This window comes from Rhodospirillaceae bacterium, from assembly GCA_040219235.1.
Classification (GTDB): domain Bacteria; phylum Pseudomonadota; class Alphaproteobacteria; order Rhodospirillales; family Rhodospirillaceae; genus WLXB01.
In genome coordinates this window covers 611,534-625,256 of record JAVJSV010000012.1, presented here as the reverse complement: position 1 = coordinate 625,256, position 13,723 = coordinate 611,534, and the positions used below count along the sequence as shown (strand labels likewise).

Annotated in this window: 16 protein-coding genes; 6 read left to right on the top strand and 10 right to left on the bottom strand. The window is 52.4% G+C overall.

Features of this window, described 5'->3' with window-relative positions; all coding sequences use genetic code 11:
• Positions 1-47 precede the first annotated feature (47 nt).
• Positions 48-869 carry a TonB family protein gene (locus RIC29_13135; protein MEQ8735863.1) on the top strand — a complete coding sequence of 274 codons (822 nt, stop codon included), beginning with the start codon at positions 48-50 and terminating at the stop codon, positions 867-869.
• A gap of 10 nt (positions 870-879) precedes the next feature.
• Here the strand turns inward: RIC29_13135 and RIC29_13130 are convergent, their stop codons facing one another.
• The gene (locus tag RIC29_13130) at positions 880-1,311 is read right to left on the bottom strand and encodes a DMT family transporter (protein MEQ8735862.1); all 432 of its coding nucleotides are present in this window, start codon (positions 1,309-1,311) and stop codon (positions 880-882) included.
• A gap of 201 nt (positions 1,312-1,512) precedes the next feature.
• Here RIC29_13130 and RIC29_13125 point away from each other — a divergent pair, with 201 nt between their 5' ends.
• Both RIC29_13125 and RIC29_13120 read left to right on the top strand, forming a co-directional pair.
• Positions 1,513-2,061, top strand: coding sequence for a hypothetical protein (locus RIC29_13125; protein MEQ8735861.1), 549 nt, complete (start codon positions 1,513-1,515; stop codon positions 2,059-2,061).
• Positions 2,062-2,116: 55 nt separating this feature from the next.
• The gene (locus tag RIC29_13120; GenBank protein ID MEQ8735860.1) at positions 2,117-3,022 is read left to right on the top strand and encodes a VOC family protein; all 906 of its coding nucleotides are present in this window, start codon (positions 2,117-2,119) and stop codon (positions 3,020-3,022) included.
• Here RIC29_13120 and RIC29_13115 read toward each other — a convergent pair.
• A complete protein-coding gene (locus tag RIC29_13115; protein ID MEQ8735859.1) occupies positions 3,019-4,119 on the bottom strand; it encodes an AbrB family transcriptional regulator in 1,101 nt (366 codons plus the stop codon). The genes RIC29_13120 and RIC29_13115 overlap by 4 nt on opposite strands.
• A gap of 130 nt (positions 4,120-4,249) precedes the next feature.
• Here RIC29_13115 and RIC29_13110 point away from each other — a divergent pair, with 130 nt between their 5' ends.
• Complete coding sequence (locus tag RIC29_13110) at positions 4,250-5,239, top strand: hypothetical protein (protein ID MEQ8735858.1); 990 nt, start codon at positions 4,250-4,252, stop codon at positions 5,237-5,239.
• Position 5,240: 1 nt separating this feature from the next.
• On the opposite strand, the gene RIC29_13105 is transcribed toward RIC29_13110, so the two are convergent.
• Complete coding sequence (locus RIC29_13105; GenBank protein ID MEQ8735857.1) at positions 5,241-5,552, bottom strand: hypothetical protein; 312 nt, start codon at positions 5,550-5,552, stop codon at positions 5,241-5,243.
• Between the two features lie 122 nt (positions 5,553-5,674).
• On the opposite strand from RIC29_13105, the gene RIC29_13100 reads away from it, so the two are divergent.
• Entirely contained in the window at positions 5,675-6,559 is an 885-nt protein-coding gene (locus tag RIC29_13100) for a DUF547 domain-containing protein (protein ID MEQ8735856.1), read from the top strand.
• Here RIC29_13100 and RIC29_13095 read toward each other — a convergent pair.
• The gene (locus tag RIC29_13095; GenBank protein MEQ8735855.1) at positions 6,543-7,280 is read right to left on the bottom strand and encodes a DUF3047 domain-containing protein; all 738 of its coding nucleotides are present in this window, start codon (positions 7,278-7,280) and stop codon (positions 6,543-6,545) included. The genes RIC29_13100 and RIC29_13095 overlap by 17 nt on opposite strands.
• Positions 7,281-7,303: 23 nt before the next feature.
• On the opposite strand from RIC29_13095, the gene RIC29_13090 reads away from it, so the two are divergent.
• Positions 7,304-7,915, top strand: a complete 612-nt coding sequence (locus RIC29_13090; protein ID MEQ8735854.1) for a CDP-alcohol phosphatidyltransferase family protein — start codon at positions 7,304-7,306, stop codon at positions 7,913-7,915.
• 43 nt (positions 7,916-7,958) lie between these two features.
• On the opposite strand, the gene ptsN is transcribed toward RIC29_13090, so the two are convergent.
• The 6 genes from ptsN to RIC29_13060 form a co-directional block, all read right to left on the bottom strand.
• A complete protein-coding gene (ptsN, locus tag RIC29_13085) occupies positions 7,959-8,417 on the bottom strand; it encodes a PTS IIA-like nitrogen regulatory protein PtsN (GenBank protein MEQ8735853.1) in 459 nt (152 codons plus the stop codon).
• Between the two features lie 289 nt (positions 8,418-8,706).
• On the bottom strand, positions 8,707-10,224 hold the full coding sequence (rpoN, locus tag RIC29_13080; GenBank protein ID MEQ8735852.1) for an RNA polymerase factor sigma-54: 1,518 nt from the start codon (positions 10,222-10,224) through the stop codon (positions 8,707-8,709).
• A 19-nt stretch (positions 10,225-10,243) separates the two neighbouring features.
• Complete coding sequence (gene lptB, locus RIC29_13075) at positions 10,244-11,035, bottom strand: LPS export ABC transporter ATP-binding protein (protein ID MEQ8735851.1); 792 nt, start codon at positions 11,033-11,035, stop codon at positions 10,244-10,246.
• Positions 11,036-11,101: 66 nt separating this feature from the next.
• Positions 11,102-11,953, bottom strand: coding sequence for an LptA/OstA family protein (locus tag RIC29_13070; protein MEQ8735850.1), 852 nt, complete (start codon positions 11,951-11,953; stop codon positions 11,102-11,104).
• Entirely contained in the window at positions 11,950-12,654 is a 705-nt protein-coding gene (gene lptC, locus RIC29_13065; GenBank protein ID MEQ8735849.1) for an LPS export ABC transporter periplasmic protein LptC, read from the bottom strand. Before lptC ends, RIC29_13070 begins: the two co-directional genes overlap by 4 nt.
• Entirely contained in the window at positions 12,651-13,649 is a 999-nt protein-coding gene (locus RIC29_13060) for a KpsF/GutQ family sugar-phosphate isomerase (protein ID MEQ8735848.1), read from the bottom strand. Before RIC29_13060 ends, lptC begins: the two co-directional genes overlap by 4 nt.
• Positions 13,650-13,723: the final 74 nt, after the last annotated feature.

The following is a 13,723-nucleotide window of genomic DNA, read 5'->3' as shown; positions in this document are numbered from 1 at the left end:
GCTAAGAAAACAGCCAGGGTTTAGCTTATCTAGGAAGGACCACAAAAATGCAGCGACTCCTTTTTGCGATACTCGTCACACTGTCTATCGCATTGGGCAGCTTCGGTTTTGCTCACGCGCAATCAGAGTTAGATGAACGCAATACAGAGGTCGTGCAAAGCGTTTACTTGCGCACGTTGTCTGTTGGCCCCACGGGCAAACTCGTCACTGATGCACAAACAGCGTTTGATCTGGCGATGCGCAGTTATGGCGCAACGAATGGCCGCACCGCCGATATGGCCGTGAACCTTGGGCGGGCGTTGAACCGTACATCGCAACATCAAGCCGCGATCCCCTTGATTGAAAGCGCCTTGAGTATTTATGATGACATTGGTGATCCAGCGCAGTTGCGCAAGGCGGTTGCCGAATATGAGTTGGGTCTTGCGCACCTCGCAGCAGACAACACTGCCGCTGCAGTCGACGCCCTCACAAAAGCGTTCATCGGTCTTGAGCCTAACTTCAAGCGGCTCTCTGCGGATACGAATTTTATTCGCACCACCCTCCAGACAGCAGGTGGCGATGCCGTTGTTGAAGCGGCGCAAACCGCAGCCGCAAACGTTGGTGCCAGCACGACCCAACAGCCCAAACCAACGTTACAAATTCCACCAATTTATCCGCCCGATGAATCTCTGAATGGAGTCAGTGGCTGGGTTTTACTGGACTACCGGTTGTGGCCCGATGGTCGTGTGCAAGATGTGTTTATCCTGGCGGCAGAGCCTGCAAATGTGTTTGATATTTCAGCGGTAATGGCCCTGCAGCAGTGGCAGTTTGAGCCTCCTGTACGGCAGGGTGAGCACTATCAGCTCAGCGTTGCCTTTAACGCCAATTGAATTTCTGGTTCTAGTATCTGAAGACCAAGTACACCCCCGCAACAAGGCATGCTGCACCGGCCATACGACCCAGATTGAGTTCATGCAAGGAGTAGCCCAGCCACCCAAAATAATCAAAAGCCAAAGACGCGCCAATTTGGCCTGCGATAATGACTCCAATCATCAGAGTCGCGCCAAGCTTTGGCGCTGACATCATGGTGGTGATGACAAAGAAGGCTCCGAGCAATCCGCCACACCAATCACACCATGGGATTGATGTGGATGTTGAGAAAGACGGCAGAGGAACACGAAAAACAATCAGCGCGAGAATAATCGCAACAAGGTCCGATGAAAAATTAATAAAGGTGCTGAATAAAGGGCCGGTGGTCCGTCCAGCAAGACCTGAGTGCAAGGCGGCCTGCAATGGTAAAATTGCACCAGCCAGGAGGCTAAAAAAACAGATAAACCGAATTCACGTTGGTCTCCCCAAAATGCCTGAGACGCTATGGTGCCTCAACTGCCACGCGAATCCCATGCTTGTGGCGCTCAGTCTCTATCTAGTTATCTGCCTAGTTATCTGCAATTTAACCGTACATGGAATACGGTTTTTAAAAACCTGATAAAACTCTGGGCATCAGGGTCCGATTGATGCAACCCTTTGTCTATGACTAAGCCTATCGCCGATCACCGTTTATTTCTCAGCCATTGGATGGACTTGCGTGGTGTCGAAGCCCTGTTGCCAACGTCTGAAGCTTTTTTAGATAAACCCAATCCCTTGTTTGCGCCCAACATCCTGGTTCTCGACGTTTTTGACGATGATCTCATTATTCGCTTACAGGCGACAGAATTGGTCGAGCGTTGGGGTGTCGATTTGACGGGGCAGAGTATGTTTAATGCCTCCCTGCCGATGAACAAACCTGACATGCTCAAAAATGTTGAACGTCTGATGCAACAGCCCTGCGGCTTACTTTCTGTCCACAAGACTGAAACCTCTGGTGGACGAAAACTGATTATCGAAACCCTTGGACTTCCCCTCTCAACACCAGCTCGAAAATCTCCCCGCATGGTCAATTATTCATGGCTCATTGATCCGCTAGAGGACGGAGAACATTCTGAAAAAGTTACTGTTTATGAGCGTCAGGAATGGATCGACATCGGTGCAGGGATTCCCTCAGAAAAACCGTTGAAACCCATGACACCTTCAAACGCATGACACTTTGAAATGAGAAGCAGACAATGTTCCAAACTCTAACCCCTTGGGTCGCATCATGAGTAAACACATCCAAAGCCTGGGCTGGGTCGTCCGGCGCACCGAAGACCCAATGCCGCAAGGTGCATTCTATCGTGACATCCTGGGACTCCCGCAACTGCGGCAACGCGACAATGAACGCGGTCGTAACATCATGGTCTGGAGCGGCATGTATTCGGTGATGGAAACCATATGGCAAGGCAAGCCCCACCCGCCTGTTAAGGTTGCAGAAGAGGCTGAAGTTGTGCCGGTGTTCAGGGTGCGGGACATGGACACTGTGACAGCACGACTTGAGGAGTCTGGCGCGCCGCGTATTCCGTCACGCTCTGGCGATACTGAAACCATGTATTTCACAGATCCAGATGGGTTCGTGTTTGGTTTGCGCACTCCAACGGCGGGTTCTGACTTGGCACCTGATATGGAAGCTGAAGACATATGGCGTAACGGGGGCATTAACCTGCCAAACACACCGTCCATGCCGAGTGACGTGCAAGACATTGGTTGGGTACAACTTCATGTCGCTGACCCGCAGGCTCTGGTGCCTTTTTATTGCCGCATCGTCGGCCTGGATCTACTTGAGAATAATAACGATGGCAGCGTTAGCTTGCATTTGGGCAGCACGGCATCGTTGGAACTGAAGCCCGGAGGTTCAGCGCGCTCCATCCCGAAAGATCGCAAAGACGTGCCAGACGTTTGGATACTGCGGGGATACGGTTTTGACGCCTTTGCTTCAAAGATGGAATCCGCTCAAGCGCCTTTAATCAACAGCTTAACGTTGGGGGCTGGGTCGTTAAATTATTATGCCGACCCGGAAGGACATGTGTTCGGATTTCAGGAACGAAAAGCCTACAATCCGGATGATCCGTTGACCCATCGTGTTGAAGACAGAGTAGCCCGCACCGCTTGGGAGGCGGGTAAGTCCTAAACGCGGCTTGATCGGGCAACAATCCATTTCGCAGCAAACGGCGCCAGAGAAATAAGAATCACAATGCGCACAAGATGATGCACGGCGACGAACGCCGGATCGATATCAAAAGCGATAGCAATCAAACACATCTCCGCCACACCACCCGGTGTGAAAGAGAGCAGTGTCGTTAAGAATGGTGCACCGGTTATACCACTCACACCTGCTGCAAAAAGTGCTGATACACTTATGACTATAGCAGTGGCCGCAAAAGCGTGACGACTCACCCGGAAAAAGGTTTGGGCGGTCACAGTTGAAAAGCGTGAGCCGATCGCTGATCCTAAAATCCATAAGCACACCCAAAGGGCGGCATCGGGGGGACGCCAGGACACAAGCCCTGACAGATACAAGGCCGCTGACGCCAACATCGCACCGGTCATTGCAGACGCCGGCAGACGAAAGACATGCGCCAGCGCAAATCCAAGCCCTGCCGCAGCCATAAGCAACCCACCATCACGCCATTGAAAAGGCCCACCATCTGGCAGTACTGATCCCGACATCGGGCCTACCGCCGTGGCAACCGTCACAATCAAAGGCATGAGAAACACGACGACGACGACACGCAAACCTTGGGTCAACGCGATCATGCGTTCATCTGCACCGGACTCGCCGCCAATAATGACCATCGCCGTTAAGGTTCCAGGTGCTCCAGAAAACATTGCTGTCGGTCCATCGAACTGCGCAAACCTTCGGTAATAGTACCCGGCCACCACGGTAATCAGCGGAATAAAAACAACCATCAGGCTGAGACTTAAGCCCCACTCACCGGCACGAGACAAAAGATCCGGTGAAAACGATCCGCCAAGAAAAACGCCAATGATGCATAAGGTGACAACGCGGGCCCCATGCGGCACCAAAACCGGCGCGCCCCGCACAGAGGCGATAATATTGACAATCATCGGCCCGAGCATCCAAGCCAAGGGAACGCCAATCACCGAAAAAATAGCCCCGCCGATCGCACCGACGCCAAGCGACATTGCAATGGGTTTAAAACCATCACGGGATAACGGAGGTTGTTCGTCTAGCATTGGTGAAGACTGAGAGGACTTAGGAGGCACGTTGAAAAACCTAACTTTGTACACACCACTCTACCAGACACTCGTGGAGATAAAAAAGGTCGATCCCCTGCATCTCTCAAGGCACACTGAGATTGGTACTAGCCGGAACAAGAAAATTGGATAGAGACTTATGGATACATCGCTAGATGTAGGCGGGGGCTGGAAAGAGGCCATCACACTCGTGTCCAACTTAGATCTGTGGTGCTCCCTGGCCGAAAACGTGTGCGGTTGGACTCTGGGCCATCGCGGCGCGGTCGATCAAAGCGTATTATCGGTCTGGAATCTCCCCGCAAGGTCAACGGGCGAGGAAGCGCTGTTTCACTGTGGCGACGAAGCCCAGGGATTTGTGAGGTTTATCAGCCTTAACAACGCAGGCAAGCCGCAGCGTATACGGGCCGGGGCCATGCCCTGGGATACGGGTGGCATTTTTTCTTTGATGGTCCGGTCCAAAGATTTGCAAAGCGTTTTTAAGACGGCATTAGACCATGGTTGGACAGCCATCGCGGACCCGCTGACCTTTGGCTACAATGATCTGATTTTGTCGAACGTCATACTAAGAGGTCCTGATGGCATTTCCTTTGGTATGTATGAGCGGGTTGATCCGCCGCTGACGGGTTGGAACCACATCTCGCGTATGAGCCAGCCGTTCAACTGTATGCAGATTGTGCGCAACAGAGATAAAGCCCGCAACTTCCACCGTGACGCCCTTGGGTTTACAGCTTTTGTGGACAACGACACCCGTAATGCGGAACCCAACGACAGTAACTTTGGGTTTCCACGCAATCTGACGACCGAAATAGAAACCAAGGCCGCGATCATGCATCCGCGCGGCATACCAGGTGCAAAAGTACGCGAAAATGGCCGCGTCGAACTGATCGAATGGGGTGTCCTAGAGGGACGCGACCTATCAGAGCGCGCCACACCTCCGAACCTCGGTCACATGGGTCTGCGCTGGGTGGTGGATGATGTGAACGCTGCTGCAAAACGGATTACTGAAGCTGGATATCTTCTCAACAGCCTCCCACAAACCGTGACTCTTCATCCCTATGGGGCTGTGTTGATGTGCAGTGTCAAAACACCAGATGGTGTTTTATACGAACTGTTTCAGCCGACGCGTTAACCTATTGAGCCTGCGTCAAACATGATGCCGCAACTGCCATAATTTTGGTTTCGAGCGCTTTGGGAAGAGGGCGGCCAGCCTCGACCGAGGATTGATACGACTGCATTTCGGTCCGGGTGAGATTGGACTGCACTTCCTGCGCCAAGCAGTAGCACAAGATATTTGCATTGCCGGGAGCCGGCACCCCCGATGACGACAAGAACCCTTGGCAGATCGCCTCGAGGGGATTGCCTTGCGCGTGCGCAGGGGTAACCGACCAACCCAGCGCGATGGCCACCGCAGAAACGCCTAGAATTCTGGCTCTTAGATACATTAGAATCGCTCCAGATTCATTCAGATATGGTAGGGTCACGTTTCAGCTTATGCCAAAGGGTTGGCCTGCCCTCTGTCAGACCATATGCTTAATACTCAAAATCACAAAGACCGGAGACCTTCATGTCCTCTATCCGCAGTCTTACGCTCACGGGTGGTGCGCTCGCCGGCCTTATACCCACTTTCCTCACACTCTTTGTCTGGGTGAGCAGTGCCACAGCATTTACGGGCACACTGGACTCACGGTTCGCGGCCAAGCCAGACCTGATGACAGAGTTTGAAGGCTCAAACCCCCAATCACGCGAGACCATTGGTCATAATCGCTGGCAAAGCTTGCTCGATGCCTATTTGATTTCAGACGATCAAGAGCCCAACCTATTTCGCTACGGTGCCGTATCAAGCGAAGATCGGGCCAGCCTGGACGCCTACATCGCAAGCCTCGAAGCCATGGCCATCACCTCCTACAACCGAAACGAACAAAAAGCCTACTGGATCAATTTTTACAATGCTTTGACCGTGCAAACCGTGCTGGATCACTACCCGGTGCGGAGCATTCGAGACATCAAAATTTCACCTGGATTCTTTTCGTCAGGGCCTTGGGGCAAAAAGCTGGTCACAGTGGAAGGTGTAGACCTCAGTTTAGATGACATTGAGCATCGTATTTTGCGCCCGATCTGGAATGACAACCGTATCCATTACGGCGTGAACTGCGCTTCCATGGGCTGCCCCGATTTGTGGCCAGACGTGTTCACACCGGACAACATGGATGCGGCTTTAGATGCTGCCGCAACAAAATACATCAATGCCGGTCGCGGCGTTACTGTTGTTGGCGGGCGTGTGACGCTGTCAAAAATTTATGAATGGTATGATGAAGATTTTGGTGGGACGGATGAAGGCGTGCTTGAGCACATCCTGCAATATGCACGCAAGCCATTGGCGCGCAACATTAACCAGCGCATCGGGCTTATAAAGACAGACTACGATTGGGCGCTCAACGCCCCGAAATAGGCGCTGGCGTCAATCGCACGTGGCGGACCAACGCTTGTGAGGTTGCGCCCGTATCGTCAGTATCTGCAGACACCGCTATAACACTCACCGGTGGCACTGCCTCACCGAACGCTTGTTCATAGTCAGCAGCCAGGTCAACGGTTTCTGTAACCCATTCATCTGTGACGATCTGCAGTCCTGATTTGCGGATAACAAGAACGCCGTCTCCCTCATCCATAAATGGATTGGGAAGTATGGTCTGCTCTGGTTGCAGCCCGCCCCATACATAGGTGATCGCCCGACCAGACACAGGCACACCGAAAAATCCGGCCAGGCCACTGCCGAGACGGCTCAACACACCTACGTCCTGATCCGTAAAATACACATGAATGGCGAGCGGTCTGTCATCTTGTCCCGGACGGGAAAGATCCGTCGCAGGAAAAGACTGACTGATGCGCCAGTCCCAACTCAGTGAACTAGCGGCACCTTGATCTTTGGAGATGAAGCGGTACAAAAACGCGACAGCTTGACGCGCCGTAATCTTAAGACTGCCCTCTTCGAGGACTTCAAATTGAGCGGCGGCTTTGCCGCGTGGCGTATGTATTTTCCACCCCGCCGCCTTGAGGTCGGGCTTGAACTGAAGGTCTTGCGCCTCAACGCGAACACCGTCGAAAAGTAACACAACAAAACACAGAACAAAGCAGATGGTGGGCCTTGTGTTAGTGTAGGATTTGTCTCTCACGTTCTCAATATCCTGGATTGCTTATGCTTGACCCCTTAATGGTGCGTCTGATTGCGCCTCCGATCAACAGCTTAGGGCGCACTCTGGCGGAACGTGGCGTGACGGCCAACAGCATAACGGTGCTGGGTTTTACCCTCGGTCTGTGCGCTCTTCCCGCCCTGGCTCTGCAAGCGCCAACCTCGGCCTTAGCGTTTATTGTGCTCAACCGCATCTTTGATGGCTTGGACGGTGCCGTGGCCCGGGCCTCAAGCCCCACAGACTTTGGTGCCTACCTCGATATTGTATTGGATTTTATCTTTTACGCCGCCGTTGTAGTTGGCTTTGCCTTGTTTGATGAAGACAATACCGTGATCTCACTGCTGCTGCTGGCCAGTTTTATCGGCACAGGCACCTCATTCTTAGGCTACGCCATTGTGGCCGCAAAACGGGGTGTGGAAACGACAACCCGGGGTCAAAAATCTTTCTTTTATTCCGGCGGACTTGCCGAAGGCACAGAGACCATTTTGTTTTTTGGCGTTATTTGCCTCCGGCCAGATTGGTTTGTACCAGCCTCAGTCATTTTCATGGCCCTGTGTTGGATCACAGTGGGCATGCGTATTGCTCAGGCATACGTCGCGTTTGGCAGAGGGAAATAAAGAACACAGGGCGATAAAAAGCCCGCAACCATCCCGTGCAAAGCTAAGCCGCTTGCGCCTCATTTTGAATGAGCAACATATAAAGCCCATCTGTGTTTACAGCACCACGTAATTTTTCGCAGTTATCGGAATCGCGCAATAAACGCGAGACGCGGGCCAAAGCCTTAAGATGATCTGCACCAGCCTGCTCGGGCGCAAGCAACAGAAAAACCAAATCAACGGGCCGGTCATCAATAGCTTCAAAATCAACCGGCTTCTCAAGGCGTGCAAACACACCGTGCAGACTTTTAAGTTCAGGCAACTTTCCGTGAGGAATGGCAATGCCATTGCCGACCCCTGTGGTTCCCAATCTTTCACGTTCGAGTAACGTGTCAAAAACTTTCCGTTCGCTCAGACCGGTCAGAGACGCAGCCTTCTTGGCAAGCTCTTGCAGCACCTGTTTTTTACTTGATGCTTTTAAGATCACAACCGAGTCCGATTGCAACAGATCACTAATTTCCATATATGAACTTATCCCATCGAACACCACTCGCAACACACGACTTTTATTCGGCCACTCACAAGAGCGGAATGAAAGCCTGGCTGTCGTTGTATGTTTTATTCGATGGGAAATCTCCCGGCTGAATTAAGTTAGGGACTAACGAATTAGGTTCGCGTTGCTCTAGCACTGCGCTTCTATACAAGGTCGCATTCGGCCTATTTATACACCGGTTTTCCAGTGCTTTTGCCATTCTCTTAGCCTGATGCGCCGCACCTTATGCAGCAGGAAATCTCAAGTCAAGGAAGGCAGGTTAAGAGATCACAGAAAGGTTGCGAGCCTTTTGACGACGGCGCTGCACCGATGATGGAATTTTCAATGATTCCCGATACTTAGCAACTGTTCGCCGGGCCACCGCAATACCTTCAGCTTTCAATAATTCGACGATTTGATCGTCTGAAAGAACCGCGTCAGAGGCTTCCTCATCAACCAACTGCTTAATCCTATGGCGCACAGACTCAGCCGATGTCGCCTCTCCACCGCCCGCCTGGGACAACCCATGACTAAAGAAATACTTCAGTTCATAGATTCCGCGCGGCGTCGCGATGAACTTGTTTGTCGTGACGCGACTGATCGTACTTTCATGAAGCTCTGTCGCTTCGGCAATATCACGCAGAACGAGAGGCCTTAAATGCGCGATCCCTTTGCGAAAAAAAGCGTCTTGTTTCTGAACCAGCGCAATTGACACTTTCAGAATAGTGGTCGCGCGCTGCTCAAGGGCACGTACAAGCCACGTTGCAGATTGAAACCGCTCGGCCACAAATGTCTTTTGTGCTTTATCAGCCGTAGGGCTGTTGAGTTCAGCATAATATTGATTGTTCACAAGTACACGCGGCAACGTGTCGGAACTCAACTCGACGCGCCACCCTCCTTCCGGTGCCGGCGACATGATCACGTCAGGAACAACTGTTTGGCTGACAGAACGCTCAAACTTCAGGGCTGGCTTAGGGTCAAGCGCCCTGATTTCAGCGACCATTTCTGTTAAGTCTTCCCCATCCACACCACAAATAGATTTAAGTTTTTCAAAATCATGGTTTGCCAGCAGCTCAAGGTTTTCAACAAGAGCGGCCATGGCTGGGTCGTAACGGTTACGATCCTGGAGTTGTAGTGCCAGACATTCTTTAAGGTCGCGGGCGAATATGCCAGGAGGGTCAAATGTTTGAAGGACCTCTAACACCTTGGTCACAGCCTGCACGTCAGCCCCAAGCTGATCTGCAAGCAAATCAAGGCCACCAACAACATAGCCACTTTCATCAATACAATCGATGAGTGCACGGCCAATGAGACGATCTCCACCGGCCATCACAGATAAATTCAGTTGCTCCTCTAAATAGCTTCTGAGGTCTTGGGCTTCAGACAGCGTCTGTTCCAAATCCGGGCGCATCTCATCAAAGCTGCCACCACCACTTGTCATTCCTGAAGAGTCTGATCCAGCAGACGAGCCAAGAGCGTCGGCGTGCGTGTCAAACGCAGCATCATTTTCCGTAAAGCCAGCGTCAATATCCATAGGCGCGTCGCTTTGGTTATCAACAGAATCGACCACGCTCATACCATCCTCTGAGCGATCATCTTCATTGCCCATGGCTTCTTTGAGAGTGCCATCGCCCCCAGAGTCATCACGATCCAGCAGGGGATTTGCTTCAAGCTCCTGATCCACATATTCCACAAGCTCAACCGCCGAGAGCTGCAACAGGCGAATAGCCTGCTGCAGCTGCGGTGTCATCACGAGGCTTTGTGTTTGCCTGAGGTCTAAGCGAGGGCCGATGGCCATGGCGTCAAGGGGTCCTCCGTTAGAGGCTGAACCGCTCTCCAAGATACACCCGTCGCACACCTTCATGAGCGACGATTTCTGAAGGCGCGCCCTCCATCAGTACTGTGCCTTCATGAAGGATATAAGCGCGATCAATAATGTCCAAGGTTTCGCGTACGTTGTGATCGGTTATCAGAACACCTAATCCGCGGTCTTTCAGGTGCGACACCAGATCACGAATATCGGCAACCGCAATGGGGTCAATACCGGCAAGGGGTTCATCCAGCAGCAAGAAGCTCGGGCGCGACGCCAACGCACGGGCAATTTCAACCCGACGGCGCTCCCCTCCTGACAACGCAATGGCAGGTGATTGACGCAGGTGCGTGACGTTGAATTCCTCAAGCAGCGATTCCACCAACTCATCCTGGGCAGACTTATCTGACTCGATCACTTCAGCAACCGCGCGAATATTGGCTTCCACGGTCATGCCGCGAAAAATCGAGGCTTCTTGCGGAAGATACCCAATCCCGAGGCGGGCCCGCCGATACATCGGCAAGGGCGTGATGTTTTCACCGTCAAGATAGATTTGCCCTTCATCAGGACTGATCAACCCTGTCACACAATAAAAAGACGTCGTTTTACCAGCCCCATTGGGACCAAGCAGTCCGACCGCTTCACCGCGATGAACCGATAAACTGACAGACCTAAGAACCGGACGTCCTTTGAAGGACTTGCCAAGATCATCTACTCTGAGACCTTCCTGTGCTGACGGCTCTGCACCATCCGCCTGCGCCTCTTGGGTCTCGCTGTTCTCCACCGTATCCGGCGCCATAAAATTCTTCCTCTGCCATTCGGATAATCGAATGGTATTATTTTTTACAGTCTAGTCTGAATTCGCTCAGTCTGTGACCCCTTTTGGACGCGGCACCAACAAGGCCCTCACACGCGGCCCGGGACCCGGCCCCGGCACCCCGGCTTCTGTCGCATTAGCAAACAAGGTACTTGTTCCCTTTTTGGTATCGACCACGGCAAAGCCGCCGCTCAACTGATTTCGATCTGAGGTAATGCGAACATTTCCATCCAATGTGGCAATACCACTGGCAAGGTCATAGCGACCGCGATCACCAAGAATGATGTCGCCTTTACTTTCCAGTCTGACATTGCCGTAACCTTCTATACGTGACAATTCACTGCTGCGCGGCGCAACAGCGCCAGTACCACTGACAGGCTCCTTAAAGCGCGCGGTTAGTGTATCTGCCGTGAGCTTTTGACCACCTTGCACGGCCATCGCATTGCCTTCAGCGACAGCGACATTTTCCTGCTCCCAGTATTGAATGGTATCGTAAGCTGTGACCACACCATCGGATGTTTCCAACCGAACGGGGGATCCTTCCATCACAAGAACCGCCTGCTCAAAGTCGTAGACAGCAGCAGACCCCGTTGCCGTTTCGCCAGCCGAGGTAATGGTCACAGACCCAATTGCATCGACCCGGTAAACATCTGTCCCGCCATTATCGGTCTCACGGTAATGGGCGATCAACTCGTCTGCCACCACTTCAACATCACCTTGGGTGGCGCGGGCGTCACCGCGAGCGATAAATCGCTTTTCATCCTGACGCCATTCAATGCCGCGTTCAGCGACCACCTCAATTGGCTTATCAGGGTCATCCGACTTAAATGAAAGTGTTTGCGCCTGCGCTACCAACGGAAGTAAACACAGGACTGAAATGTATTTAAAAATTGGCCTCATGGTATGCGTGCACTTCCACCACCAGTGTTGAGCACCAAGCGGGCCGGGCCGGTAAAGTGCACGGTCTTGCCTTTTTCTTCCAATTCAAACCCTTGCGATTCCAGCACCCCAAAGGGCCCCTGACTGCGAACGGGGGAGGAGCTTGTCGCGCTGCCCTGTTCCAACATAATGGTCGCAGACTCAGTGTGCAGTTCGTAGCCTTGATCCTGAAATAAATTCACAGCACCGGATAAATCTAAGGTTTGGTTTTTGCGATGATAGAGTCCGGTATCAGCGCCCACCATCAACCAGGAACCATCATTAAGACTGATGTCCGCTTGCGGTGCATCTAAATTAATATTGTCTTTATCAGACGGCGATTCACGCACGGATTGAGCCGTCACTGAAAACGGCTGCCCCGATGTATCCGTGCCAAAATAGCGGGCATTGACAAGGCTGAGGGTGGTGCCAGAGGCATCGCTGGAAATATCAAGTTCAGCAGCGATTTGTTCCGGCTTACTACGCAACTGGGGGAGAATAATAACAAGCGCTAATAGCAAAACAGCGACGGTCGGCAAAACAATCTTCATCGTCGTGACGAACCGGCTGTATTTCTCAACGGACGCGCGAATGTCTGTGGCTTGAGCCGGCCATGCGCGACGAGAGGTTTTCCCCTCGCGCGACTGTGGACTTGTCGTCGTTTGAGGGCCATCCGTCGTCATACAACACCTGCCTGGAGAACGTCATGCATACGCACGATACCCACAGGCTTGCCGTCATCGACAACGAACAAGCATGTGACTTTCCATTCGTTCATGAGACGCAAGGCTTCTGCCGCAAGTGTTGTTGACTTAATGGTCTTTGGCTTTGTGGTCATAACATCGACGGTCGCCATACCAATAAGCTGATCCGCCATGTGCCGGCGCAAATCACCATCTGTGACGATACCGACTAGCACGCCAGTGTCATCAACCACGCCAGCGATACCAAACGTTTTATTGGTCATAGTGATGATGGTATCACTCATCAGCGACGTCGGATGCGTTAAAGGAATGTCATCCCCCGTATGCATAATATGAGTGACCTTGAGTAAACTTTTGCCCAATTTACCGCCTGGGTGAAAGACCCTGTAATCGTCGGCTGTAAAACCACGGCTTTCCAACAAGGCAACGGCAATCGCATCGCCGAGTGTAATCATCAGTGTTGTCGATGTTGTTGGCGCGCCGTGCGGCCCGGCTTCTTCAACATCTGGCAAACACAAAACGATGTCCGATTGCTCTGCCAGGGTCGACTCACGCTTCCCCGTTATGCCGATCAACGGAATACCAAACCGGCGTGTATAGGAGACCAGATCGGACAACTCAGCCGTTTCACCGCTGTTTGACAACGCCAAAACGGCATCAATATCTGAGATCATACCAAGGTCGCCATGACTGGCTTCGGCAGGGTGTACAAAAAAAGCTGGCGTGCCCGTTGAGGCGAGCGTCGCTGCGATTTTATGACCAATATGGCCACTCTTTCCCATGCCCGACACGATCACGCGACCCTTGAGTGATGCGATCAACGTGACGCACTGAGCGAACTCGTCTCCCAGGTCTGCTGCCATCGCCGACAAGCCTGTAACTGCTTGCGCAATGACACGCCGGGCAACAGCGAGATCACTGGCCCCAGGATCAACAGTCTCAGGTGTTGTGCGTTTAGATGTGGGAGAAGCCATTAGGCGGTCCGATTACGATGCATGCGAGACGTTTGACCCGTCAATTAAGAGATCCAAGAGATTGATGTGGGGCA